The sequence below is a fragment of the Paenibacillus polymyxa M1 genome (assembly GCF_000237325.1).
GTDB lineage: Bacteria > Bacillota > Bacilli > Paenibacillales > Paenibacillaceae > Paenibacillus > Paenibacillus polymyxa_C.
Genome location: NC_017542.1, coordinates 2215411 through 2240725, shown reverse-complemented (window position 1 = coordinate 2240725; position 25315 = coordinate 2215411). Strand labels below are relative to the sequence as shown.

23 protein-coding genes are annotated in these 25315 nt (G+C 45.9%); all 23 read right to left on the bottom strand.

From position 1 onward, the window contains the following. Positions 1-108 precede the first annotated feature (108 nt). The 23 genes from PPM_RS10215 to rbfA all read right to left on the bottom strand — a co-directional run bounded on the left by PPM_RS10215 (position 109) and on the right by rbfA (position 25295). Positions 109-363, bottom strand: coding sequence for a DUF3243 domain-containing protein (locus tag PPM_RS10215; protein ID WP_013370745.1), 255 nt, complete (start codon positions 361-363; stop codon positions 109-111). Between the two features lie 102 nt (positions 364-465). Continuing rightward, positions 466-1233 carry an elongation factor P 5-aminopentanone reductase gene (gene ymfI, locus PPM_RS10210; protein ID WP_013370744.1) on the bottom strand — a complete coding sequence of 256 codons (768 nt, stop codon included), beginning with the start codon at positions 1231-1233 and terminating at the stop codon, positions 466-468. Between the two features lie 20 nt (positions 1234-1253). After that, positions 1254-2534: an EF-P 5-aminopentanol modification-associated protein YfmH gene (gene yfmH / locus PPM_RS10205; RefSeq protein WP_013370743.1), complete on the bottom strand. Its 1281-nt coding sequence runs from the start codon at positions 2532-2534 to the stop codon at positions 1254-1256. Between the two features lie 2 nt (positions 2535-2536). Beyond that, complete coding sequence (yfmF, locus tag PPM_RS10200) at positions 2537-3817, bottom strand: EF-P 5-aminopentanol modification-associated protein YfmF (protein WP_013370742.1); 1281 nt, start codon at positions 3815-3817, stop codon at positions 2537-2539. A gap of 160 nt (positions 3818-3977) precedes the next feature. Next, complete coding sequence (gene sleB, locus PPM_RS10195) at positions 3978-4829, bottom strand: spore cortex-lytic enzyme (RefSeq protein WP_013370741.1); 852 nt, start codon at positions 4827-4829, stop codon at positions 3978-3980. Between the two features lie 224 nt (positions 4830-5053). Next, complete coding sequence (locus PPM_RS10190) at positions 5054-7732, bottom strand: FtsK/SpoIIIE family DNA translocase (RefSeq protein ID WP_013370740.1); 2679 nt, start codon at positions 7730-7732, stop codon at positions 5054-5056. 103 nt (positions 7733-7835) lie between these two features. Next, a complete protein-coding gene (locus PPM_RS10185; protein ID WP_013370739.1) occupies positions 7836-8048 on the bottom strand; it encodes a YlzJ-like family protein in 213 nt (70 codons plus the stop codon). Further along, a complete protein-coding gene (locus tag PPM_RS10180; RefSeq protein WP_013370738.1) occupies positions 8045-8893 on the bottom strand; it encodes a ClpP family protease in 849 nt (282 codons plus the stop codon). The genes PPM_RS10185 and PPM_RS10180 overlap by 4 nt, the downstream gene beginning before the upstream one ends. A gap of 229 nt (positions 8894-9122) precedes the next feature. Then, positions 9123-10802: a ribonuclease J gene (locus tag PPM_RS10175; RefSeq protein WP_013370737.1), complete on the bottom strand. Its 1680-nt coding sequence runs from the start codon at positions 10800-10802 to the stop codon at positions 9123-9125. 346 nt (positions 10803-11148) lie between these two features. Continuing rightward, the gene (dapA, locus tag PPM_RS10170) at positions 11149-12030 is read right to left on the bottom strand and encodes a 4-hydroxy-tetrahydrodipicolinate synthase (protein WP_014599676.1); all 882 of its coding nucleotides are present in this window, start codon (positions 12028-12030) and stop codon (positions 11149-11151) included. Between the two features lie 41 nt (positions 12031-12071). Further along, complete coding sequence (gene dapG, locus PPM_RS10165) at positions 12072-13289, bottom strand: aspartate kinase (protein ID WP_013370735.1); 1218 nt, start codon at positions 13287-13289, stop codon at positions 12072-12074. 35 nt (positions 13290-13324) lie between these two features. Further along, the gene (locus tag PPM_RS10160) at positions 13325-14362 is read right to left on the bottom strand and encodes an aspartate-semialdehyde dehydrogenase (RefSeq protein WP_014599674.1); all 1038 of its coding nucleotides are present in this window, start codon (positions 14360-14362) and stop codon (positions 13325-13327) included. 134 nt (positions 14363-14496) lie between these two features. Next, positions 14497-15090: a dipicolinate synthase subunit B gene (locus PPM_RS10155; protein ID WP_013370733.1), complete on the bottom strand. Its 594-nt coding sequence runs from the start codon at positions 15088-15090 to the stop codon at positions 14497-14499. After that, on the bottom strand, positions 15087-15986 hold the full coding sequence (dpsA, locus tag PPM_RS10150; RefSeq protein WP_013370732.1) for a dipicolinate synthase subunit DpsA: 900 nt from the start codon (positions 15984-15986) through the stop codon (positions 15087-15089). Before dpsA ends, PPM_RS10155 begins: the two co-directional genes overlap by 4 nt. A 190-nt stretch (positions 15987-16176) precedes the next feature. Continuing rightward, a complete protein-coding gene (gene dut / locus PPM_RS10145; RefSeq protein ID WP_013370731.1) occupies positions 16177-16623 on the bottom strand; it encodes a dUTP diphosphatase in 447 nt (148 codons plus the stop codon). Next, a complete protein-coding gene (locus PPM_RS10140) occupies positions 16607-17866 on the bottom strand; it encodes a M16 family metallopeptidase (protein ID WP_013370730.1) in 1260 nt (419 codons plus the stop codon). The genes dut and PPM_RS10140 overlap by 17 nt, the downstream gene beginning before the upstream one ends. A gap of 66 nt (positions 17867-17932) precedes the next feature. After that, positions 17933-18940, bottom strand: a complete 1008-nt coding sequence (locus PPM_RS10135; RefSeq protein WP_013370729.1) for a polysaccharide deacetylase family protein — start codon at positions 18938-18940, stop codon at positions 17933-17935. A 215-nt stretch (positions 18941-19155) separates the two neighbouring features. Beyond that, complete coding sequence (gene pnp / locus PPM_RS10130) at positions 19156-21258, bottom strand: polyribonucleotide nucleotidyltransferase (RefSeq protein ID WP_013370728.1); 2103 nt, start codon at positions 21256-21258, stop codon at positions 19156-19158. 214 nt (positions 21259-21472) lie between these two features. Further along, a complete protein-coding gene (rpsO, locus tag PPM_RS10125; RefSeq protein WP_007430074.1) occupies positions 21473-21742 on the bottom strand; it encodes a 30S ribosomal protein S15 in 270 nt (89 codons plus the stop codon). Positions 21743-21874: 132 nt separating this feature from the next. Continuing rightward, the gene (locus tag PPM_RS10120) at positions 21875-22813 is read right to left on the bottom strand and encodes a bifunctional riboflavin kinase/FAD synthetase (protein ID WP_013370726.1); all 939 of its coding nucleotides are present in this window, start codon (positions 22811-22813) and stop codon (positions 21875-21877) included. A gap of 168 nt (positions 22814-22981) precedes the next feature. Further along, positions 22982-23920 carry a tRNA pseudouridine(55) synthase TruB gene (gene truB, locus PPM_RS10115; protein WP_013370725.1) on the bottom strand — a complete coding sequence of 313 codons (939 nt, stop codon included), beginning with the start codon at positions 23918-23920 and terminating at the stop codon, positions 22982-22984. Continuing rightward, complete coding sequence (locus tag PPM_RS10110) at positions 23917-24894, bottom strand: DHH family phosphoesterase (protein WP_013370724.1); 978 nt, start codon at positions 24892-24894, stop codon at positions 23917-23919. Before PPM_RS10110 ends, truB begins: the two co-directional genes overlap by 4 nt. A gap of 50 nt (positions 24895-24944) precedes the next feature. After that, the gene (rbfA, locus tag PPM_RS10105; RefSeq protein WP_013370723.1) at positions 24945-25295 is read right to left on the bottom strand and encodes a 30S ribosome-binding factor RbfA; all 351 of its coding nucleotides are present in this window, start codon (positions 25293-25295) and stop codon (positions 24945-24947) included. Positions 25296-25315 lie beyond the last annotated feature (20 nt).

The window sequence follows — 25315 nt, the reverse complement described above, 5'->3', positions numbered from 1 at the left end:
AGCCTCAATCACGTTTATGATATATAAATTACAATGGAATTACAAGAACAGCTCTGTAACCATTACAGAAAAGCCCCCCAAAAGGGAGCTTTTCATGTTGGTTCCTGCTTATGCGTTGCTCTTGGCTAATTTAACCATTAGCCGGGCGATGGTATGACGCTCGTTCTCATCGGCAACTCCCCACAGTTCTTTCAGTGCGCGGTTGGAGTGGTTGGCTGGATCGACCTTCTCATCCAGAAAATCACCGATTTCGTAAGCAAGCTCTGCAATGGTATCTTGACTGATTCCCAGCTTCTCCGCTTGCTCTACACGCTGACCAAGGAACTTTTTCCAAACATCAAAATTCTGAACAACTGTTGACATACTTAAATCCTCCTTAGATGATTCAGATTTAAAATCAACAGTTGTAATATGCTCTTCACAGACGCTTACTATACTGGTGAATTCCTCCATGCGCTGTATTCCTTAAGTCACCCATCCTCCGTTAGGACTTATGACCTGGCCATTAATATAACCTGACTCAGGAAGCGCAAGAAAATAAACCAGGGACGATATTTCATCAGGCCGCGCCAATCGTCCGGCAGGGATATCTTCTTCCAAACTGTTAATTTCGCCTGCATCCAAATGATCCAACATCGACGTGTCTACTGCCCCTGGAGCCACAGCATTCACTGTTACGCCAGAAGGCGCAACCTCTTGAGCCAGCGCTTTAGTGAAAGCGTTAATGCCTCCCTTGGTAGTGGAGTACAATACCTCGCACGAAGCTCCACATATGCCCCACACAGACGAAACATTCACAATACGGCCATAGCGTTGGGAAATCATATGCGGCATAAAAACCTGCGTACATAAAAAAGTTCCCTTAACATTCACGGCCATCACTTCGTCCCATTCCTCTTCTGAAACATCTGAAAGTAGCCCATAATGAGATATTCCAGCATTATTCACTAGAATATCTGGCTTCATTCCGTGATTATCCAGCTTTTCCCGCATGCGTTCAATCTGCTCCTTACTCCGCAGATCGGCTGACACAGTCATTACCTTGCCTGAATAAGTCATGCAACGACGAGCAACTTCATTTGCTTTTTCATGGGACTTCATGTAGTGAATGACCACATTCATCCCTACTGCTGCAAAACGCTCGGCAATAGCCGCACCAATTCCACCACTTGCTCCTGTAATCAGCACAGTCGTATCGCCAATAGCCTTTAATTCTCCGCCCTCGGTGGTCATCGGTTCCCTCTCCCTAGACATTACGGACTCACCACCAGCGATATTGCCATTTGATCCCACTGTATATGATCTTTTAGACGTCTGTTTACATTCTCAAGCGTGATACTTTCATAAACCGGAAGCAATTGAAAAAAATCACTGCCGCGGAAGCGATGTCTTGTAAACTCATGTGCAATATTTTCAGGAGAATTGAGTGTGCGTAGATAACCGCCGATCTTCTTTTTGCGCGCTCGTTCAAAATGTTCTGCTGCAAAGCCCTGCTTCTGAATAGACTCTACCTCTTCTCGTATCCTAGCCAACAGCCGATCAGGGTCTTTCGTATCTCCACCGATCGCAGAAAATGCATACTGTTGCGTACTATTGTACTCATGGCCAAAACTGTCCGAAATCAGATCCTCATCGTAGAGCTTCTGATATAGCTGTGTACTGGAACCAAACAAGAGATCAAGCATCAGCTTGGTTTCGAGATCATGACGAAGCAATGCTTCCCCCGTTAGACCTACTTCAGTCTCCTTGAATCCCAAAAGCAGCTTTGGCAAAGAAACGGCCAGCTTTACTTCACGCCGTGGTTCTGCAACTGTAGTGGGTTCATCATCGAAAATCCGCTCGATCTCTCCCTGCGGCTTATAGTCCTTTTTCGCCTGATTATTACGTACCAATTCAATTACTTCGGCTGGGTCCACTCCACCTACTACAAAAAGAATCATATTACTTGGATGGTAAAAAGCTTCATAGCAACTGTACAATGTTTCCTTTGTAATTGTACTGATGGATTGAATAGTACCTGCTATATCAATATGCACCGGATGGACCTTGTACAATGCCTCAATCAAACCAAAGTAACTCCGCCAGTCGGGGTTATCTTCATACATATTGATTTCCTGACCGATAATGCCTTTTTCCTTCTCCACATTTTCATCTGTAAAGTAAGGATGCTGAACAAAATTGACTAGCGTGGTCAAATTTTCTTGAATGCGTTCGGTTGCCGAAAACAGATATACTGTTTGATCAAAGCTCGTAAATGCGTTCGCCGATGCTCCATTAGAGGAAAAGGTAGCAAAAATATCGCCTTCAGGCTCTTCAAACATTTTATGTTCCAAAAAATGGGCTATGCCATCCGGCACTTTGACGGGCTGTTGACCTTCTACCCGGAAATGATTATCAACTGAGCCGTATTTAGTCGCAAATGTGGCATACGTCTTCTGAAAGCCCGGTTTGGGCAACACATAAACGTGCAAGCCATTATCCATTACTTCATAGTACAGCGTTTCCTGCAAATGCTCATACGATATATGCTCCAACGCTATTCCCCCTTCTGGTCTCTCAAGAAATAAATAGTGTCCAGTCGGAACGTCCGGGCGGCATCCTGAACATCCTGCACCTTGACTGCCTCCACCTGGCTTAGCAGTTCCTCTACCGTCCGCTCTTTGCCGGAAAGCTGTCTGTTAAAATCATAGGCAATCATTTCAAAAGCGGAGTCCTGCATTTCCTTTAACAAGTTGCGTATCATCGCCTGCGTCTGGGTCATTTCCAGCTCGGTAATCGCTCCATTTTGCGCATCTTCCAGTTGCTTGCGGATAATAGTAACCGCCTTTTCATAATTAGGAATTTCGATACCGGATTGTATTGTGCCAATGCCTTTATGCCCGTCATACCGTGACGAAGCGTAATACGCCAAACTCTCCTTCTCCCTCACATTGACAAACAGCTTTGAATGCGGATACCCGCCCAGAATGCCATTGTACATCAGAGCGGAAGCATAACGTTCATCGCCATACGTAATAGGGGTACGCAGTCCCATGTTGAGCTTGCCTTGGTTCACATCGAGACGCTCTACTATAGTTTGCACATCACGTTCTACCGATTTGGGCTGTTCGAGTACATATTCCGTTTCCGTCGAGCGATTTAATTGAAAATAGCGATCAACAAACTTTTCAACTTCTTCCAGCGTGGTATCACCCACAACGTATAAATCCATGCTGGCATTATTCAGCCATTCTCCATAAGCCTCGTATAAACTTTGTGCACTTATGCTGTCCAGATCAGATCGCTGACCAAGAGGATGCAGACGATAAGGCTCATCTTTGCACATCTCCTCCATACAGCGCTCCCCAGCATAACGTATTTTATCGTTAACTATAGATTCCAGCTTCTTACGAACATTTTCTCGTTCCTGCTGTACATATCCTGTTTGAAATGCACCGTTTTCCAATGCAGGCTTCGTCAGAACCTCTCCTAGGAAAGCAAACGAACGATCCAGTAAACTATCTGGACTGCTTACAAAACTGTCATTAATCGTATCCATACGAAATTGAACGATCTGATAATCTCCACGTTTGTATACATCGAATCCAAAACCCGCACCATACAATTGCTCTAACTGCTCTCTAAATTGTGTAGTCTGCGGATATGATTCTGTACCCCGTCGCAGAACGAAAGGTACCAGTCCCACACGAGTTACGGTTTCCTCACGTAGCGGAGTACCTAAATACAGTGATATGGCAAACGTCTTAAAGCGCTTGGTCGGCAGCACATGAATCCTCAGTTGTCTGCGTGTACCACGCTCGAAACCTGTTTTGTTCAAGTCCAAAACTCCTTTGTGACGTCAATTTGCGTCTAGCCTTTGATTAGCATTAGCTGTTGTACATCTCTTTCTTATAAAGAGGTAAAGTGTACCAATCTTTATTCTAACTATGCAAAAGCCAAGAAGCAACCGGAGACAAGCTCCCGGCTGCTTCGGCGTTTTACATGCAGAAAATATGTTCCCCGATGGTTTTCACCTGCGGACGGGACCAAATCCATTTGGAGGTGGCTGTTTTAGGGTTAAAATAATAGAGACATCCTCCGCTTGGGTCCCAGCCATTCAGGGCTTGACGTACCGCCTTTTGTGCAGTCTCATTCGGCGTGAGCCAGATTTGGCCGTCTGCTACAGCAGTAAAGGCCCCCGGCTGAAAGATTACCCCAGACGGTGTGTTTGGAAAACTGGGCGACTTGACCCTGTTCAAAATGACAGCCGCCACGGCAACTTGTCCTTCAAACGGCTCGCCGCGGGATTCACCGTAGACCGCATTGGCCATGATCTTAAGATCGTTTTCAGAAAGCCCCATGGTGTTGGCCGATCCCATCGTTTCTTCATTTTGATCTGATTTATTGTTATTGTTCGCTGCCTGTCCCTGATCGGATCCTTGATTGTTACGATGCATTGGCGTTTCCGTTGGCTTCCAGTGTGGAGTAGCATTCACCAGTTTTAATTTGGTTTTCGCACCAACTACTCCATCGGGTCTGATACCAAACTCCTTTTGAAAACCCTTGACAGCCTTTAGTGTACTACTGCCAAAATGGCTGTCCACTTTCCCACCAAAAAAACCCAGCAACTTCAATCGTGATTGCAGCTCATAAACATCCTGGCCATAAGAACCAAAATCAACCGCTTCTGAACTGAATGTCGGCTGAACAGGCTGCGCCGCTGTTACTTTCTGCTGCGTGCTCAGCGACTCTGCTCGCTCCTGTGCAGAGTCGTTTTTAAAAAGTCCTGTGTACGTAATAGCCGAGGCTGCGAGGATACCCGTGCAAATCCAGACCATTGTCTTTTTCATATGCTGCGCTCTACCTTTCTTTTGTGGGATTAACAGGATGGCTACGTTTATTATGACAAGCTCCACTAGAAGCTATTCACCCTTTTAATCTTCTTTTAGCAGGCAGTTCCAAACCTCAAAAAAACATCACAAAAAAACGCTATTTGCGTGCATGGAGTTGTCATACTTAACAACTCACCATGCGTACAAACAGCGTTTTAATGAAATGCTGTAAAAGATAATGCTCAGGAGCTAACTTTATTTTGCTGATATTGTTCCATTGAGATAAGTACCTCACGGGGCTTACTTCCCTCGTAAGGACCGATGACACCGCGAGCTTCCATGGAGTCAATCAGTCGGGCAGCACGCGTATAACCGATCCGCATACGGCGCTGAAGGAGCGAAACGGAAGCTTGTTTAGCCTCTAAAATGATGTTGACAGCTTGATCATACAGCTCATCCAGCATTTCATCCGCATCAGTGGATACCTCTTCCACCTCCGGCACAAGCGTTTCATCATACTGCGCTTCACCCTGTTCACGTACATAGTTAACAATGTTTTCCACTTCCTGATCACTCATAAACGCTCCCTGAACACGGACTGGTTTGGAAGCACCCATCGGCATGAACAGCATGTCACCACGTCCGAGCAGTTTCTCAGCACCACCCATATCCAGTATGGTGCGGGAATCCACCTGCGAAGAAACGCCGAAGGCAATACGTGAAGGAATATTGGCTTTAATAACCCCTGTAATTACGTCAACTGAAGGTCTTTGTGTTGCAATAATCAGATGGATGCCTGCTGCACGCGCCATTTGGGCAAGTCGCGCAATCGCATCCTCCACATCTCCTGCAGCAACCATCATCAAATCTGCCAGCTCGTCCACAATAACGACAATGTAAGGCAGAAATGCATCCGGGTTATCCTTCATCAAATTGTTGTAACCCTCAATATTACGGGTGCCTGATTTGGAAAACAGCTCATACCTTTTTTCCATTTCAACTACAATTTTCTTCAATGCCAGTGAGGCACGCTTTGGATCAGTCACGACCGGAGCCAATAAATGGGGAATTCCGTTATACACGTTCAACTCTACCATCTTGGGATCGACCATCAGAAATTTCACTTCATCCGGTTTCGCTTTGTACAAAATACTCGTGATGATCCCATTGATACACACCGATTTACCTGAACCCGTAGCTCCAGCTACAAGCAGATGGGGCATCTTGGCTAAATTACCGACAATCGTTTGTCCTGCAATATCACGTCCAAATGCAATCGACAAATTGGAAACTGATTCCTGGAAAACCGTCGTCTCCATTACCTCACGCATGGTTACGATAGAAACTTCATTATTCGGAACTTCTATCCCTATGGCGGACTTGCCGGGAATAGGTGCCTCCATACGGATATCCTTTGCAGCAAGCGCAAGTGCAATGTCATCCGTTAGACTCACAATCCGGCTAACCTTCACGCCAATGTCTGGCTGGATTTCATAGCGTGTGACGGCTGGACCACGTACAACCTCCAGCACTTTCGCCCGAACACCGAAGCTCTCCAGCGTGGCCTCCAGCTTGCGTGCTGTTTGCATGTAATCCTTTTGTCCCATGCCTTTGCCTGCATTTTGCGGTTTGGCAAGCAAATGAAACGATGGGAGCTTGTACGGCTTAGGCGGTGGTGGAGCTGGAATAGCTACATTGGTCCCTTCAGCTTCTTCGCCTGTCAACTCGTTAGCAATCATCTGAGCCAGTTCCTGAGCTTCTTCTGATGTCCCATGGATCGTTGCCGAATCATTTCTATTCATATCCGCATCAGCATCCATAAAATTACTATCCAGGTGTTCATCAATAATGGAATCGTTCCGCACTCCACCTGTCAGGGAGTCTTCAAGTTCAGCCTCTGATCTTTTTTCCTCATTTTTCACTTGTTCGAAGAAGTCCCTAATGATTGGCGATCTTTTTACCGGAATTGAGGCTTCCTGTTCAGCGTGTTCGATCACGTCAGACAGTTCTTCTCCCTGATTGCCATTTCTCCACTGAGGCTGCACGTCCCCAGCCTCATATAGAAGATCATGTTCATCTTCATCCGCATGGGCAGGTTGCTCTTCCTTGTCCGCCTTATCTGTATTTTTAAGGCCAAACAACTGAAAGAAAATGGACTGCTTGCGTGCTGGAGGCTGCATTTCATCAAAGTCATCATCCATATCCTCCTCATAGGCAGGAATAGGCTCAGATTTGGGTTTTCTATTTCCGCTGCCCTTGCTTGATGCAGAAAGCGGAGTGGCTTTTCCAGTCCATTTTTTCCGCACGCTTCCCCCGGCTGTCAGCAGTTTGGTCTTTACAATCCGCACTAAATCCACATAAGACAGTTGAGTCATCAGCATAAAACAAATGACGAACATGACAATCATGATCAGCTTAGCTCCTGTGAGACCAAACAGCCACAACAGAACGGTAAGCTGTAATGCGCCAACGTAGCCCCCGCTAATATCCTTATTCAGCATGGAGGTATGGCCTTGCTGATCAGGCGACAGCAACTGCTCACGCATATCTATATGTATCTGGCTCATCACTCCGCCCGGCTGAAGCGCGTTGATCGGTCCCAAACGCTGCTCCATAGATGAAATAGAACTCATAAGTGTAAAGGCAAATACCAACAACAGCAAACCCGTCTTCCGTGAGTTCCACTGGTTCGGCCACTTGCGGTGAATCATCACCATCAGACCATAATAAATGCCAATCAGGGGGATCACAAAATAGAATTTCCCCAGTACAAGCCCAAACATCTTGGATAGCGACCGACCAACCGCCGCTTCACCCGACAACGCAATGACCGCCAATGTAATCAGCACAATGCCGTAAATTTCATATTTTAAAACTCCGCCAAATATGGCTTTCTTTTTTCTTTTTCTTCTTCTGGACATACAAGGTCACCCCCCAGAAGAATATTATACCACGTCACTCGCTATCCGCACATATGTTCTTTTTCAGCAGCAAATGACCTATTTCTGTACTATTCGACAGCTTCTATGACCACTCGATGACCTGACCTGGTCCATAACGAGGATTGAGGTAGGCTTCCAACGGACAGTCCAACAGCCTTACTATGATCCCCCGACGACTTTCAAGCGGCTGTACCTGCATAAGCAGACCGTCTACCCGGACCTCTACAAGCTCCTCTCCTTCCTTCCACATCCCTTCCCACACCAATTCCATTGGCATTACAGTATATAATGTCATTGGGGTAGCTCCTTGCTGTGCTCACTTGAAGGGGTTCCTGTAGGGACGCCTGTAGCATTGGGTGAAAAAGGGGCATATGGAGACTGCTGTGGAGTCCCTGTCATCCCGTTTTGCTGACGGCGTGCCTCAATGATAGTATTCAACTGTTTTAGCGCCTCTCCTATACCACCAACCGCATCCATCAACCCGTATTTTACTGCATCGATTCCTCCAACCGCTGTACCAATGTCACGGTTTAATTCTCCAGTTTTGAACATCAGTTCCTTGAACCGCTCTTCTGTGATGCGGGAATGAGAAACGACGAAGCGGACGACACGCTCCTGCATTTTTTCCATATATTCAAAAGTCTGTGGGACTCCAATGACCAGGCCGCTCATACGAATAGGATGAATGGTCATCGTCGCACTCTCGGCAATGTAAGAATAAGTAGAAGATACGGCAATCGGCACACCGATACTATGCCCTCCACCTATGACTATGGTCACTGTTGGTTTACTCATGGAAGCGATCATCTCAGCAATAGCTAGACCTGCCTCTACATCACCGCCAACTGTATTTAGCAAAATCATTAATCCTTCGATACGTGGGTTTTGCTCTGCCGCTACCAACTGCGGAATAATGTGCTCATATTTTGTTGTTTTGTTTTGAGGCGGTAAGATGAGATGTCCTTCAATCTGACCGATAATCGTCATACAAAAAATATTGGACTCGCTTCCGGGCATGGAGGTTTGACCCAGCTGCTGTAAAGCCTCCATAGCAGGTAAAACGGGTCTTTGTCCAACTTCTGGTTGTTCTGGCGCTTCCGTTTCCTCGTTGCCAGAAGAGAAATTGCTGTAATGTTCCATATGGGTGATCTTCCTTTCGCTTTACGCATCTATGTGCCCCGTATTCACCCTATAGTATGGGATAGAAATGGAATATTTTATACCCACCTCCATGCCTTTCCTCAACCCCAAAATCAAAAAAAGCCTCTCTCCCCGCGGAAACCGTCCAATATTTCCTGCGGGGAGAGAGGCGACTGTGTGCCTGTGACTTAAGTTTTTAATTCAAGTTTTTGAACATATTTCAATTGAATCACACTTCCATTATAATTGGCAGAATCATCGGTCTGCGACGAGTTTGCTCATACAAGAAGCGACCCAGTGCATCCTTGACATTTGTCTTGAGGGAAGCCCATTCATTTACATTTTCACTCATGAGCTTATGCAGTGTACTTGAAACAATACGATTTGCTTCATCCAGCAAACCTTCTGATTCACGAACATACACGAAACCACGGGAAATGATATCCGGGCCCGACTTAATCGTGCCATCTTGCTTGCTCAGTGTGACAACCACTACCAAAATACCGTCCTGTGACAATAATTTGCGGTCGCGCAACACGATATTTCCTACATCTCCTACGCCTAGTCCATCAATCAGTACGTTACCTGCTGTAACTTTACCAGCTCTACGTGCTCCACCATTCTGAATTTCAATGACTTCACCGATATCCGTGATAAAGATATTTTCAGGCTCGATACCTACTCCTTCAGCAAGCAGAGCGTGACGACGCTGCATTCTGAACTCACCGTGAATTGGCAAGAAGAATTTTGGTTTCATCAGATTCAGCATCAGCTTGAGTTCTTCCTGGCTGCCGTGTCCAGAAACGTGGATACCAGGATTAGCTGCACTGTAGTATACATTGGCACCCAGACGGAACAGCTCATCAATAGTGCGTCCAACATATTTTTCATTACCTGGTACCGGAGTAGCTGCGATGATCACTGAGTCCCCTGGAAGGATATCTACCTTACGATGCGTAGAACGAGCCATTCTTGTCAAAGCAGACATTGGTTCACCCTGACTACCTGTGCAGAGAATAACTACGCGATCCGCTGACATTTTGCCAACTTCTTCAGGCTCAATCAGCATTCCATCTGGGATTTCCAAGTAGCCCAAATCAGAAGCAATACCTACGACATTAACCATGCTGCGACCAATAACCGTTACTTTACGTCCAGTTGCCTCAGCAGCATTAATGACCTGCTGAATGCGATGTACGTTCGAAGCAAAAGTGGCTACGACCACACGCTGTCTCGACTTGCGGAAAATATCTTCCAGCACAATGCCAACGCTCTTTTCCGAAGGTGTAAAGCCCGGTTTTTCGGCATTAGTACTGTCTGACAATAGAGCCAGTACGCCACGTGTGCCAATCTCAGCCATACGCTGCAAATCTGCATATTGTCCGTTCACCGGAGTATGATCAAATTTGAAGTCTCCTGTATGAACAACAGCGCCTTCAGGAGTATCAATGCAAACACCTACAGAATCAGGAATACTATGGTTGGTTTTGAAGAATGTTACTTTCAATGTGGAGCCCAGCTTGATTTCGGAATCAGCATTGATCAAAATGCGTTTGGTTTCACCAAGCAGATTCGCTTCCTTCAGCTTGTTTTCCACCAGTCCCAGCGTCAACTTGGTACCATATACAGGTACATTCAAATGTTTCAGCACGTAAGGCAAACCGCCGATATGGTCCTCGTGACCATGAGTCAACACAATGCCTCTTACTTTGTCGCGGTTCTCTGTAAGGTAGGAAATATCAGGAATAACGATATCGATGCCAAGCATGTCCTCTTCCGGAAATTTCAGACCGGAATCCACCACGACAATGTCGTTGCCGTATTGAACGACATACATATTTTTCCCGATTTCACCGACGCCGCCCAAAGCGAAAATCATCAATTTATCGTTGTTTGTTTTTTTAGACAAATGAATCTAAACCTCCTATGGTAGTTGGACGTCGTACCTTGATTTGTTATTTAATTTTCAAAAAAATACCGCACCCAGTCACTTGACCCCATTATACATGATTAAAATACGAAAAAACAAGTCATCCTGTTCGTTACGCTAGGTTTCTCATTGCCTTCTCAAACCATAAGTATGTGTCATTTTATCTACATGCCTGGTTAACAGCATAGCAAAAAGGACGTTCTATAAGAACGCCCTTCATATCGGAAGACCTTGTCAGGGCAATAACCCAGTCGATATTATACCTACCGACTGCCCTTAACAAGGATACTCCTTGTATTCATCAACATCTTTCGTCTATTTCTTTTTAGCGGGTAAATAAATTCTTAATAAACTCTGCTTCATCCTCGGTAGGCGGGATTAGTGGCAACCGAACTGAACCTACCTTAATCCCCCGTAACTCCAATGCATACTTTACAGCTACCGGATTAGGCAAAGGATGAGGACAGCCGAACATGCCCTTAAAAATCGGGAACAACTGTTGATGCAGTTTTGCTGCCTCTTGAGCGTGTCCTCCTACAAAGGAATCCAGCATCCGCTTCATTTCTGCACCTACCACGTGACTTGCTACGCTGATAATGCCATAAGCACCTACAGCCATGGCAGGCAATCCAGATGCATCATCCCCGGAATAAACCAGAAAACCTTCTGGTGCTGCCGCTGCAATCTGTGTAACTTGTGCAAGTGATGCACATTCTTTGGTTCCTACAATGTTCGGAATTTGTGCAAGCCGCAGTGTCGTTTCAGCTGTTAGGCTGGCACCGGTACGGCTTGGAACATTATACAGTATCGCTGGAAGGGATGTGGAGTTTGCAATACTTTTGAAATGCTGATATATCCCTTCCTGATTCGGTTTATTATAATATGGCACTACCAGCAGCACACCGTCTGCTCCCGCCTGCTCCGCAGCACGTGTGAGGTGGATGGAATGACGTGTGTTATTGCTTCCTGTCCCTGCAATAATTTTACATCGCCCAGCTGCTTTTTCTACAACAAATGCAAACAACTTAATTTTTTCATCATCACTCAGGGTAGGAGACTCCCCTGTTGTTCCAGATACAACAAGTGACTCTGAATGCTGTTCTTCTATTAAATAATCAATCAACGAGGACAATGCAGTCCAGTCAATCTCTCCTTGCTGATCAAAAGGTGTCACCATTGCGGTAATCAATCTGCCGAAGTTCACCATGCTGCCTCCTTTTTTTGCAAGTCCGAGCACGGACAATGCGCCTATTGATGGAGTTCAAATTTATTATGCAATGCGCGTACAGCCTGCACCATATCTTCCTTTTTAACAAGTACCCAGATCGTGGTGTTGGAATCTGCCGATTGAAGGATCTGTACGTCTGATTCTGTCAATGCCTCCACAATTGTCGCCATAATACCTGGTACCCCGTTGATACCACCGCCTATGACCGAAACTTTAGCACACCCGGCCAGTATTTTAGGCTCTAGACCCAAACCGTTAAGTACTTCAACCGCTTTGCTTCCATCATTATCAAATACGGTATAAACCGCTCCTGATGGAGTTACATTAATGAAATCGACGCTGATTCCGTGTTCAGCCATAGATTTGAATACTTGTAATTGCAAGTGCTCCAAACCCGACTTTAATTCAACAGTAATTTGAGTAACATTGCCGACATACGCAATACCGGTCACGAAGCGGTCTACGATATCTGCCTGCACATCTTTAAAGCCTTCCGGATGGGTAACCAACGTCCCCTCTCCCTCGGAGAAGGTAGAGCGAACCCGTACCGGAATATTAGCCTGCATGGCTATTTCAACAGCACGAGGATGGATCACCTTTGCTCCCTGATGAGCCATATTACAAATTTCCGTATAGCTAACATGTGCAAGCGGCTTCGCATTTTCCACAATACGCGGATCAGCGGTCAAAATACCATTCACATCTGTATAAATATCAACCATATCCGCATGTAGAGCAGCACCTAGTGCAGTAGCTGACGTATCGCTGCCTCCCCGACCAAGGGTAGTCATATCACCATCAGCTGTTTGTCCCTGAAAACCAGTCACAATGACCACTCTGCCTTGGTTCAGTTCTTCCACAATACGGTCTGGCTTGATATCCAAAATCCGAGCATTGCCGTATTGATCATCCGTAATAAAGCCTGCCTGTGCTCCAGTCAGCACTGTAGCAGGGATACCTTCCTTCTCCATCAGGCTGCACAATGTAGCAGCAGAAATGATTTCACCACAGCACAGCAGTAAATCCCGTTCGCGCTTCGGAAGACTGTCGCCGTTAGATGCCGCCCAATCCAGCAACGTGTCCGTGGCATAAGGCTCTCCTTTCCTCCCCATGGCCGACACAACAACAACCAATTGAAAATTTTGCTTCAGTTCCCGCTTCACATGTGCCAGCACAAGTTGACGCGCTTCAGGTGTGGATAGCGAGGTTCCCCCAAATTTTTGCACCAAAATACCCATTATTCTTCCCCCATATACTCCCGGCTTTAGGAACGTTACTCCGCTTTTGCAGCAATAATTTCCGCGATTTGCACCGCGTTCCATGCCGCTCCCTTGAGCAGATTGTCGGATACGACCCACAAGTTCAAACCACGGCTATTGCCCAAATCACGACGTACACGCCCTACGAATACGTCGGGTTTTCCTGCCGCTTCGGATGCGAGCGGATAAAGCTGGGCAGCAGGATCGTCTACCAGCGTTACTCCAGGTGCGGAAGCCAACAGATTACGAACTTCTTCTAGATCATAATCTTTTTTAAGCTCTACATAGACGGATTCCGAGTGACCGTATACAACAGGAATACGCACACACGTTGCGGTTACGTCTACAGAATCGTCACCCAATATTTTTTTCGTTTCGCGTACCATTTTCATTTCTTCCAGTGTATAGCCATTATCCTGAAACTTATCGATTTGCGGAATAGCATTGAAAGCAATCTGATGTTTTACTGGCAACGAACCTACCGGCAGCAGATCTGGCTGAACCTCATCACCGTTAAGAATGGCTGCGCTTTGACGATTCAATTCATCAATAGCACGGCTTCCAGCGCCCGATACGGCCTGGTATGTGGATACTATGATACGAGAAATGCCATATTGATCATATAATGGTTTCAAAGCAGCTGCCATCTGGATAGTGGAGCAGTTAGGGTTGGCGATAATTCCCTGATGCTCGGCAATTTTATCGCTGTTCACCTCAGGTACTACAAGAGGAGCTGTCGGTTCCATTCGGAATGCGTTGGTGTTGTCAATGCAAACTGCCCCATGACGAACAGCATGCGGCGCCAGTTCCTTACTCACGTCTCCGCCTGCACTAAACAAAGCAATGTCGATTCCTTCAAAGCTGTCGGGGGTAGCAATCTCTACTGGAATCTGCTGACCTTTAAAGCTAATTAACGTGCCGGCAGAACGAGGCGAAGAAAGAAATTTGATTTTTTCCACAGGAAAATCTCGTTTTTCCAGCAGATTTACGATCTGTTCGCCTACAGCGCCTGTCGCTCCAACGACAGCTACATTAAACTTTCTATTGCTCATCTGGTGTATCTCCCCTTCTCGACTAAAAAACCATTTTTTATTCTGAAAGCATCCACCGCCAACAAGAAATTAGACTCGATGCATTATCGAATCATCTTCTAGGCGAGGGATGCTCAGCAGTTAACTATAGTACTTCATGGGGTCTTGCGTTCCACAATCATCGGCTGAATCTGTTTGCCCTGCAATGCTTCATAGGCAGCCTCTGGAATCAACTCCATATTGGCTACAAGCGAGTTCGGCTTTTTAACTGGATTATCCTGTCCGAACGGCACAAAAAAGATGTTTTTGGCTACTAGTAACTTGGCGATATTAGCAGCATTTAGACCAAGTCCATCATTAGTAGATATGGCTAAAAGAAGTGGACGACCATTGCGTAATTGCGCCTTGGCAGCCATTAAAACCGGACTGTCTGTCATCGCATTCGCTAACTTACTCATCGAATTCCCCGTCAACGGTGCAATCACCAGCACATCGAGCATTTGGGAGGGTCCCAGTGGCTCAGCCTCCACAATTGTAGAAATGATATCATTCCCTGTTATATCTTTCAACTGTTTTTGCCAACTTTGCGAAGTACCGAAACGAGTATCCGTTGTTAGTACGGTATTGGATATAATGGGAACGACCTTCGCACCCTCATCTACGAAGCGCTGTATAACAGGCATTACCTCTTCAAACGTGCAATGTGAGCCTGTAATGGCATAACCTACTGTTTTCCCTTGCCAACTCATTGCGCATCCCCCCGATCAGGATTGTCTTCCATTAACAACTGCACCAGCGTATTCGCTATAATGGCACCTGCAGTTTTGGGAGCAACTATACCAGGAAGACCGGGGGCAAGCATAGCCTTAATTCCACGTTTTTCCGCATACCGGAAATCACAACCGCCCGGGGCAGAAGCAAGATCTATAATCACGGTACTCAGTGGCAACTTAGACAGGATTTGCGCTGTGATAATCATAGAGGGTATCGTATTAAAAATCAAGTCAACTCCCTTTGTCTCATTCGCTAAATCCCTCGTCATAAAAGGCTTCCAACCCATTTCTACAGCTCTCGCTGCATCCTCTGCCCGCCGTACTCCAACCTTCACTTTGGCTCCCAATCCCTGTAGTGCCCTTGCCATGGTAAATCCAGTCCGTCCCATGCCTAGAACCATACAATCTGCACCATGAATCGTAAAATCAGTATGCTGAATTGCCATCATCAGTGCGCCTTCAGCCGTAGGTATAGAATTGTATATGGCCACATCATCTCTTTCCAGCAGCTCAACCAGCTTCAATTCATGTCTGGTACATATTTCTTTTAAGTACGCTCGCGCCATCCCTGTATATACAACGCAATGCGGTGGAAGAGCAGCAGCATGCTCATTCAGAAACTGGAGCTTCTGTGCTCCGAAAAGTGCATTTACGTTGCCTTCCTCATCGCATCCCACCACCGGTAGAATCAGTGCGTCTGACGATTCCAGCAGCTTGACAGACATGGGTTCTAGTGTGACTCCTTTGAGTGGTACTTCAAGCATGTCAAAGCCGACCACGGTGACGGTAGCATCCATGTCCACACATTTGCGGATTACCTCAAGCTGCCTCGCATCTCCACCCAAAACAACGATGCGCATTCCTGTTAGCATCCGGATCACTCCTTTCCGAGACACGATATGCTTTTAGTCTATGCAGATGCCCGGAGAGGGGTGAAAAAACACAAAAAAAGCCGCCCCTCTACGGGACGACTTTTATGTATATGCTTTACTTTTTAAACGAGTAATATTGAAGTTTTTGCAAAATCAATTGGATTACAGGTTTTGCAAGTAAATCGTAGACTCAGCGTCCTGTATGACCAAACCCACCAGCACCCCGCACTGTTTCAGACAAATGGTCTACTTGTTTCAGCTCGACCTCAGGCACAACCTGAAATACCATTTGTGCAATTCGCTCATTGCGCGTAATGGTGAACGGTTCCTCGCCTAAATTGATAAGGAGCACCTTAATCTCCCCACGATAATCTGCATCAATCGTCCCAGGTGTGTTAAGACAAGTAATACCATGCTTGAGAGCCAGTCCACTACGCGGACGGATTTGTGCCTCTAATCCTGCTGGCATAGCTATTGCAAATCCAGTTGGAACGAGGCATCGTTTGCCAGGTTCCAGAACCAAATCCTCCTGCACTGCTGCATACAAGTCAAACCCAGATGCAAGCTCTGACATTTTGCGGGGTAGCTCAATATCTTCATTGCCCCCGAGTCTGTTAATTTCAACGTAAGTTAACAAAATAGTCCCTCCTCATATCCTTAACCGCTGAATCACTCGCTCCGACCATTGACAGAGCAAACGGCTCCGAAAACATCCGATCCAGCACTTTGTTCACATCATCAGCCGTTACTTGCTCAATGTGTTCAATCATTTGATCCAGCGTATAATGCTGACCCAACATTAACTCATTCTTTCCAAGACGGTTCATCCGGCTACCAGTGCTCTCAAGGCTTAAAATCAGACTTCCTTTTAGCTGCTCCTTGCCTTTGCGAAGCTCATTAGCGTCCAAACCGTTGACAGCTACATCTCGCAACAACTCCAGTGTCAAATCGAGCACATCCTTTGTTTGCTTAGGAGCGGTGCCTGCGTAGATCGTGAACATTCCACTATCTGCATGGGAGCTATGATAGGAATAGACCGAATAAGCCAGTCCGCGTTTTTCACGAATTTCTTGAAATAAACGTGAGCTCATACCCCCGCCGATCGCGTTATTCAGCAAAACCATAGCATACTGGAGATCGTCGCCTATTGCAAATCCAGGCAGGGATAGACAAATGTGATTCTGCTCCGTTGCTTTCTCATGGTACAACAGCTGACCGTTAAACGCAGGTACTGTCAGTGGCGAAACGGTTCCATGATTATCGAAATGCCCAAAATGTTGCTCCAGCAATTCTAAAAGACGATCGTCAACATTACCAGCCACACTGATAACTGTATTATCAATTGTATAGTGCTCCTTCATATAATGGCTGAGATGTGAGCTATCCATAGCTAGCAGGTGATCTTCGGTTCCGAGAATCGGATAAGCCAGTGGGTGCTCACCATAGGCCGCGCGAGAAACAAGATCGTGCACCATATCATCAGGTGTGTCCTCGTACATGGAGATTTCCTCCAAAATCACATTTTTCTCTCTTGCTAGCTCTTCCTGATCCAATTTGGAATTAAAGAACATATCAGACAGTACATCGACTGCGATCGGTAGATGCTCATCTAGCACTTTTGCATAATAGCACGTATATTCCTTCGAAGTGAAAGCATTAACATTTCCTCCGATGGCGTCAAATTGCTCAGCGATTTCCTTAGCACTAAAACGCTCTGTTCCTTTGAAAAGCATGTGTTCAATAAAATGAGAAATACCGCTATTGTCCGATGTTTCGTTCCGGGAACCGGTTTTAACCCAGATGCCGAAAGAAACAGAACGCACGGTTGGAATTTTTTCGATGACCACTCTTAGGCCGTTTTTAAGTTGAATTCTTTCCACGCTTGGCCCTCCTAAACTGAATTGCATACTTAGCCATAATGTTCAATCCTAACAGAAAAAAGACATTCACTCAACCGGAGCTGGTAGCTGCCGATCAGGAGAAAGCGTCTGACTAACAGTTCCAAGTACAAGTCCTTTACTACGGATGGCATGAATCATGCCTTTGAGAGCAGCAGCAGACGAATCTGTTGGGTGCATCAATATCAGGGAGCCTGACTCAACCTTGCTGTTAATTTTATGAACCACCGATTGCGGTGACGGATGTTTCCAATCTACGGTGTCCAATGTCCACAACACTGTTTTGAGCCCATGTTCTGCTGCTATATCCACTGTTTGTTGATTAAAGTCACCCGATGGAGGGGCAAACCAATTATTTTTGACACCTAAAGTTTGTTGAAGAAGCTCTTCCGTCTTTTCGATTTCTTGTACGGCTCTAGCTCGGCTCAAACGACTCATATTAGGATGAGAGTAAGCATGATTCGAAAGCTCATGCCCTCTTCTTTGAATTTCCTTGGCGAGTTCAGGATTTTTCTTCAGCCAACTTCCATCAAGAAAAAATGTAGCCTTAACCTTCTCCTGATCCAATGTATCCAATATAGGCACGATAAACTCATTCCCCCATGCTACGTTGATCATGAAGGAAACCATTGGTTTTTCGGGATTGCCCCTGTAAATTGGGACATTACCCAGTTGATTTAAATGTATTTTGGGTGCCAATTGGCGATATACATATTGAATAGGCCGATCTGGAGCTGCAATGGCTTTGCGATAGGTAGCATCCAGATCGACCTCCAGTCCGTTATAACCTGGAATAGCCTTCCACACCCTGTCTATCTTAGCATCAACTGGTTCTCTTCGCTGACGCGTTGCTTCTGTCTTTAGTCGCTGCATAAGCGCATTATCAGGCAAAGCTACTACCGCCATCGTGGGTGTAGCTTCAAGCTCTTCGGCTCCTGTAGCGTCTCCATTGCGTAATTGACTAGCGTAGTCACGAACCCCGCTAAACTGCCCAATTACCAGTGTGATGGCTAAAGTGGCTACCACCCACACTGCTCGTTTCACCCTACTCATCATTCCTTCATCCTCCCGCTCGTTTGTCCACATTGTATGCGAGAAGGACAAGATCTATGACGTAGTAAGCAATAGAAGCCCACTTAGGTGCAGCTTGTGCATATGTATGAAAAAAGAGCCAGAAACGTAGCTCTGCCTCTTTCCAAACTTAATTAATACTATTCAAACCCCTTATTTTGTACAAACGTATAGACTCCCTGTGGTATACGAACCACAACCTAGGACTTAGCAGGAGCTTCAGCCGTCAGTACTGCCTTACGGGACAAATTGACACGACCTTGCTGATCGATTTCAGTTACTTTCACTGTAATCGTATCACCAATAGCAATGACATCTTCAACTTTGGCTACACGCTCAGTAGACAGTTGAGAAATATGAACCAGACCATCTTTACCCGGTAAAATTTCAACAAATGCGCCGAATTTTTCAATTCGTTTGACTGTACCGATGTAAATCTCGCCGACCACGACTTCTTTTACGATACCTTCAATAATGGAACGCGCCTTCTCATTCATCTCTTGATTTGTAGAAGCGATGAACACACGACCATCTTGTTCAATATCGATTTTCACGCCGGTTTCTTCGATGATCTTGTTGATGATTTTACCACCAGCTCCAATAACATCACGGATTTTATCCGGGTTAATGTGCATTGTCATAATTTTTGGAGCATACGGAGACAATTGCTCACGTGGTTTCTGGATCGCTTCCATCATTTTTCCAAGAATGAATAAACGTCCTTCTCTGGCTTGCTTGAGCGCATCCTGTAAAATATTGCGGTCAATACCGTCAATTTTAATATCCATTTGAATGGCAGTTACGCCTTCCGCAGTACCAGCAACTTTAAAGTCCATATCGCCCAGATGATCTTCCATACCCTGAATATCCGTCAGTACGGAAACATGATCTCCATCCTTGATCAATCCCATAGCTACGCCTGCAACTGGAGCTTTAATCGGTACACCTGCATCCATCATCGCCAGTGTGCTTGCACAAATACTAGCTTGTGAGGTCGATCCATTCGATTCCAGCACTTCGGAAACCAGACGGATCGTGTACGGAAATTCAGTTTCGGAAGGAATTACTTTGGAAAGCGCACGCTCACCAAGAGCACCATGTCCGATTTCACGACGACCCGGCGCGCGCAATGGACGAGCCTCACCTACGCTGAATGGAGGGAAATTGTAATGATGCATGAAGCGTTTGGTTTCTTCCAGATCAATACCGTCCAGAATTTGTACATCCCCTAGTGCACCAAGAGTACAAACGCTAAGCGCCTGCGTTTGCCCACGTGTAAACAAGCCTGAACCGTGCGTACGCGGCAAAATGCTAGTGTCGCTTTCAATTGGACGAATTTCGTCAAGCTTACGACCATCAGGGCGCACTTTATCATGCGTAATCAGACGACGGACTTCTTCCTTAACGATATCATAGAGAACTTCGCTCACATCACTCAAAAGCTCAGGTGTCTCTATGTATTGTGCTTCAAAATGGGCAACGGTCTCTTCGTTAACTGCATCAATCGCCTCTTGACGGGCATGTTTTTCTGCAATTTTAACGGCTTCCACCAAACGATCAGCTGCATAAGCACGTACTTCACTGTTCACTTTTTCATCAACAGCATGCAGCTTAACCTGCATTTTCTCTTTACCTGCTACTTGCACCAATTGTTCAATAACTGCCACAATGTTCTTAATCTCATCATGTCCGAACATAATAGCTTCGAGCATAACTTCCTCTGGAATCTCATCGCCTTCTGCTTCTACCATCATAATGGCATCTTTTGTTCCAGCTACAACGAGATACAGATCGCTTGTGTTTTGCTGTGCAATATCTGGATTAATCACAAATTGTCCGTTTACACGACCTACAGCAACTCCGCCAATTGGACCGTTAAAAGGAACATCCGAAATACTGAGTGCTGCTGAGGTTCCAATCATGGCTGCAATTTCTGGTTCGCAATCCTGATCAACACTCATGACTAGGTTTAACACCTGCACATCATTGCGGAAACCTTCAGGGAACAATGGGCGAATTGGACGGTCTGTCAAACGACTGGATAAAATCGCCTTTTGACTCGGGCGTCCTTCACGCTTAATAAATCCGCCAGGAATTTTCCCCACAGCATACAATCTTTCCTCATAGTTCACGGTCAGCGGAAAAAAGTCCAAATCTTTCGGTTCACGGGAAGCGGTCACAGTACACAGCACAACTGTTTCTCCGTAACTCACCTTAACTGCCGCATTGGCTTGTTTTGCAAGACGTCCTGTTTCAAGCACCAGCTTTCTTCCGCCGAGTTGCATTTCTACGCGTTGCTCCATGGTATCCCTCCATTTCATTTCATTGTAAAAGTTCTATACACATCCAGTATTTCCTGCGCAGGTCTTATTCATAAGAAATTCACAGACAAAATAGGATATGTAATTCAAAAAAAGATTCCTCATTTCAAAAAAGAACCCGGCTGCTGTCCGCCGTCGCCTTAGCAGGGACAAGCGGTGAACAACCAGGCTTCTTTTCTCATTACATGTCTGAAAATTAACGACGCAGTCCGAGACGCTCGATCAACGCACTGTAACGTTTAACATCAGTCTTCTTCAGGTAAGCCAAAAGTTTACGACGCTGACCGACCATTTTCAACAACCCGCGGCGGGAGTGATGGTCTTTCTTGTGCGAACGAAAGTGACTTTGCAAGTTGACGATGTTTTCAGTAAGGATAGCGATTTGTACCTCAGGTGATCCTGTATCGGATTCATGAGTTTTGTACTCCTCGATCAATTGCTGTTTACGCTCTTGAGTCAATGCCATCCTGTTCACCTCCTTCATTATAATCGCCATTAGCCTCGTAACCGCCGGTGAAAGCGGACAACCAAGCTAAGGTTCATCGTTGTTTACACAACATAAGTCAGTATAACACAGCGCCTGTCTTATGTAAATAAATTAGCCCAACAGCTTTTTAGCCGTTTGTGCGTCATTGCCAATTTGGCTGATCAGTTCTTCCACTGAAGAGAATTTGCGTTCAGGGCGGATGTAATGGTGAAGCTCAACGAGCACAGACTCCCCATAAATTTGTTGATTAAAATCAAAAAGATGTACCTCAAACGACGGATTCAGCACACCTTCATGAAAAGTAGGCTTAACCCCTACATTCATTACACCATTTATCCAATGATCACCTATGAGCGCTCGTACAGCATATACACCCTTAACCGGAATGACATAAGAATCATCCAGCTTGAGATTAGCTGTCGGAAAACCGATTGTGCGTCCGCGCTTCTCACCATCCATCACAGTACCCTGGATACGATAAGGGCGTCCCAACCAGCGCGAGGCATGTGCTAAATCCCCCGTCTGTAAAGCACGGCGAATGCCTGAGCTGCTTACCTTATCCCCATCCAGTTCGAACGGTGGTACAGTGTAGACAGACATCAGCTCTCCTCCCAGCTTCCGAAGCGTATCCTCATGCCCGGCTCCCCGGTGGCCAAACCTAAAATCAAAACCTACTACCGCCGTTAGAATTTGTAATGGAAGTAACACGTCTGTTATAAAAGCCTCCGGGCTAACCTTGGAAAATTCTTCGTTAAAACTTAAAATATAAAGTACATCCACACCCATATCGGACAGAATAGTCTGCTTATCCGCAAGCGGTGTTAAATAACCTTCATAATCGCCTTTTTTCATGACTTCCTTCGGATGAGGGTGAAATGTCATGACAGATACTGGCACTTTCTGTTCGCGAGCGAGCGCGACGGCCTTGCGTATCACGCTTGCATGTCCCAGATGAAGGCCGTCGAACTGGCCGATCGCCGTGACTTGTGGACGTCCCCATTGCTGCAATAGCTCATCACTCAAAGGATAAGATAACGATACGGTAATCATATTCATTCACCTGCATTTCACATCATTTGACTAACTTCGTCAAAAATTATAGCACAATTCAAGGTGAAAAACGTCTATCAGCATAATTTCACAGAAGCCAGGCCGCAGTCTAGGAGAAAATCTCTGGCGATTATAGAATGATTCAGCTCCGCTGAAAATTTATAAATTCTACAAACTTAAAAAAACTTTAATTGGAGCGATCGCACCTGATTCATCCCGTCCATATATGCCTAAAAACGTTTTATCCTCTTTATATAATCGGAAAGGCTGGTTGTCTGTCACTGGTGGTGAAATCATACTCAGCGACAGGCGTTGGCCTTGCAGAGCCGCAGCTGCCTTGGATTCAGCCACTGTATGCTCAGGCATATAGTCAATTGCTTTATCGGTGGCGATAAGCCGCTCACCTAGGCTACCATCGGCTACATAGCGCTCAATTTCTTCAAATGTTAAACAATGTTCTGCAGAAATTCCCGCAGACATGGTTCGCTCCAGCTTAACCATTGTTGAAGGATATCCCAATTCACGGCCAATATCAACACATAGTGTACGGATGTAAGTACCTTTGGAGCATAAAGCACGAAAAGAAATATCCACATGCGCCCCCATCTTCGCAAATCCCGTCATTTCCAGCTCGTAAATGCTCACTTCACGACTTTTACGCTCCACGGTTTTGCCCTCTCGAGCCAGCTCGTATAGACGTTTTCCATCTACTTTGAGGGCAGAGTACATGGGTGGGACTTGGGAGATCGTACCAACGAAACGCTCCAAAACCGCTTTGGCTTCCATTTCGGTCACCTCAACCGGACGTTCGCTCTCTTCTGTTATTGTCCCAGTCAGGTCTTCGGTATCAGTGGCAATGCCTAAGCGCAGTGTAGCCCGGTATTCCTTGGGTCGCTCTTGCATGTACTCCACCACTCGGGTAGCGCGTCCCAGACACAAGGGCAGAACACCGGTTACCTGCGGATCTAGTGTCCCAGTATGTCCTATTCGCTTCATCCCCAATAAACGGCGAGCCTTGGCCACCACATCATGAGAGGTAAATCCAGCAGGTTTATAAACAGGTAGAACACCTTCCCAAGTTGCCTGTTCCTTCTTTATTGGGTTCATAGCTCAGACTTCACCCGCCCTACAATTGTCTCAATGATATCTTCCAGCTTACCCTCTAGTCGACAGCCAGCCGCACGTACATGTCCGCCGCCCCCAAATGATTGAGCCAGCGCAGCTACATCAACATTCCCTGCCGATCTCAAACTAGCCTTGGTCGCTTGATCATTAATAACTTTAAAGAAAATGCCGACTTCAACCCCACGAATATTTCTTGGATAATTCACGATGCCTTCCAAGTCCTCATTTACAGCACCACATTCCGTCATATCATCAGGTGTTACAACGACCCAAGCAACTTTACCGTCCTCCGACATCGTGAGCGTTTGCAATGCTTTGGTTAGTACTTTCATTTGGGGAAATGTCATTTCCTCGAGCAATTTCTCGGACAAAAATGGGCCATCTACACCATAAGCAAGTAGCTGTGATACCGTAGACATCACTTTCGGTGAAGTATTGGAGTAGCGGAAGCCTCCCGTATCTGTTAACAACCCTGTATATACAGCTGTTGCTACTTCGACATCCCAAGTTACTGCAAACTTTTCCAATAAATCAAAAAGGATTTCCGCTGTTGCCGCAGCATCTGACTTAATCACATTAACCGTACCAAAAGCATCGTTCGTTGGATGATGATCGATATTCAGAATAATGGCATCTTCCGTAAAAAACTGCTCTGTCAAACCAACACGACGGTAATCCGCACAATCTACACAAATGATCCGGTTGTATTTCCGTTCTGGCGGTTGTTGACTCATATCCATAATCTCATCGGCATGCCATAAAAAATCCATGCGTTTAGGAATAGGTCCCTCATTCAGCATGGTAAATTTCTTCCCCAGACATGAGAGAAGCCAGCCCACCGTTACGGTGGAGCTGACTGCGTCTCCGTCCGGCTGTACATGCGATACGATCAGGTAATCATCATGCTCCAGAATAAATTCCTTCGCTTGTTGAAGCGCCTGTTCATAGGTATGCATTGCCGTCTCCTTTACATTCAGTTCATGGTTCTTCAGACTAACAAAAATTCCTATTTCTCATCCTTGTCGATATCACTCAACAGCTTTTCAATTCGGCTGCCATAAGCAATAGATTCGTCAATTTTGAAAATCAGCTCAGGAATATGGCGAAGCCGTATCCGTTTGCCAAGTTCAGAACGAAGATAACCGTTCGCTTTGTCCAGCGCCTTCAGAGAAGAAGTTTTTTGTTCTTCATCTCCAAGTACGCTCAAGTATACTTTCGCTTGGGACAAATCGTTTGTGACATCGACACCAGTCACCGTAATAAAACCGATACGTGGGTCTTTTAATTCGGTCTGTATGAGTAGGCTTAGTTCCTTCTTAATCTGCTCGCCAACTCGACCTGTACGTATTTTAGCCATGGGTGCTCACCTCTCTGCCG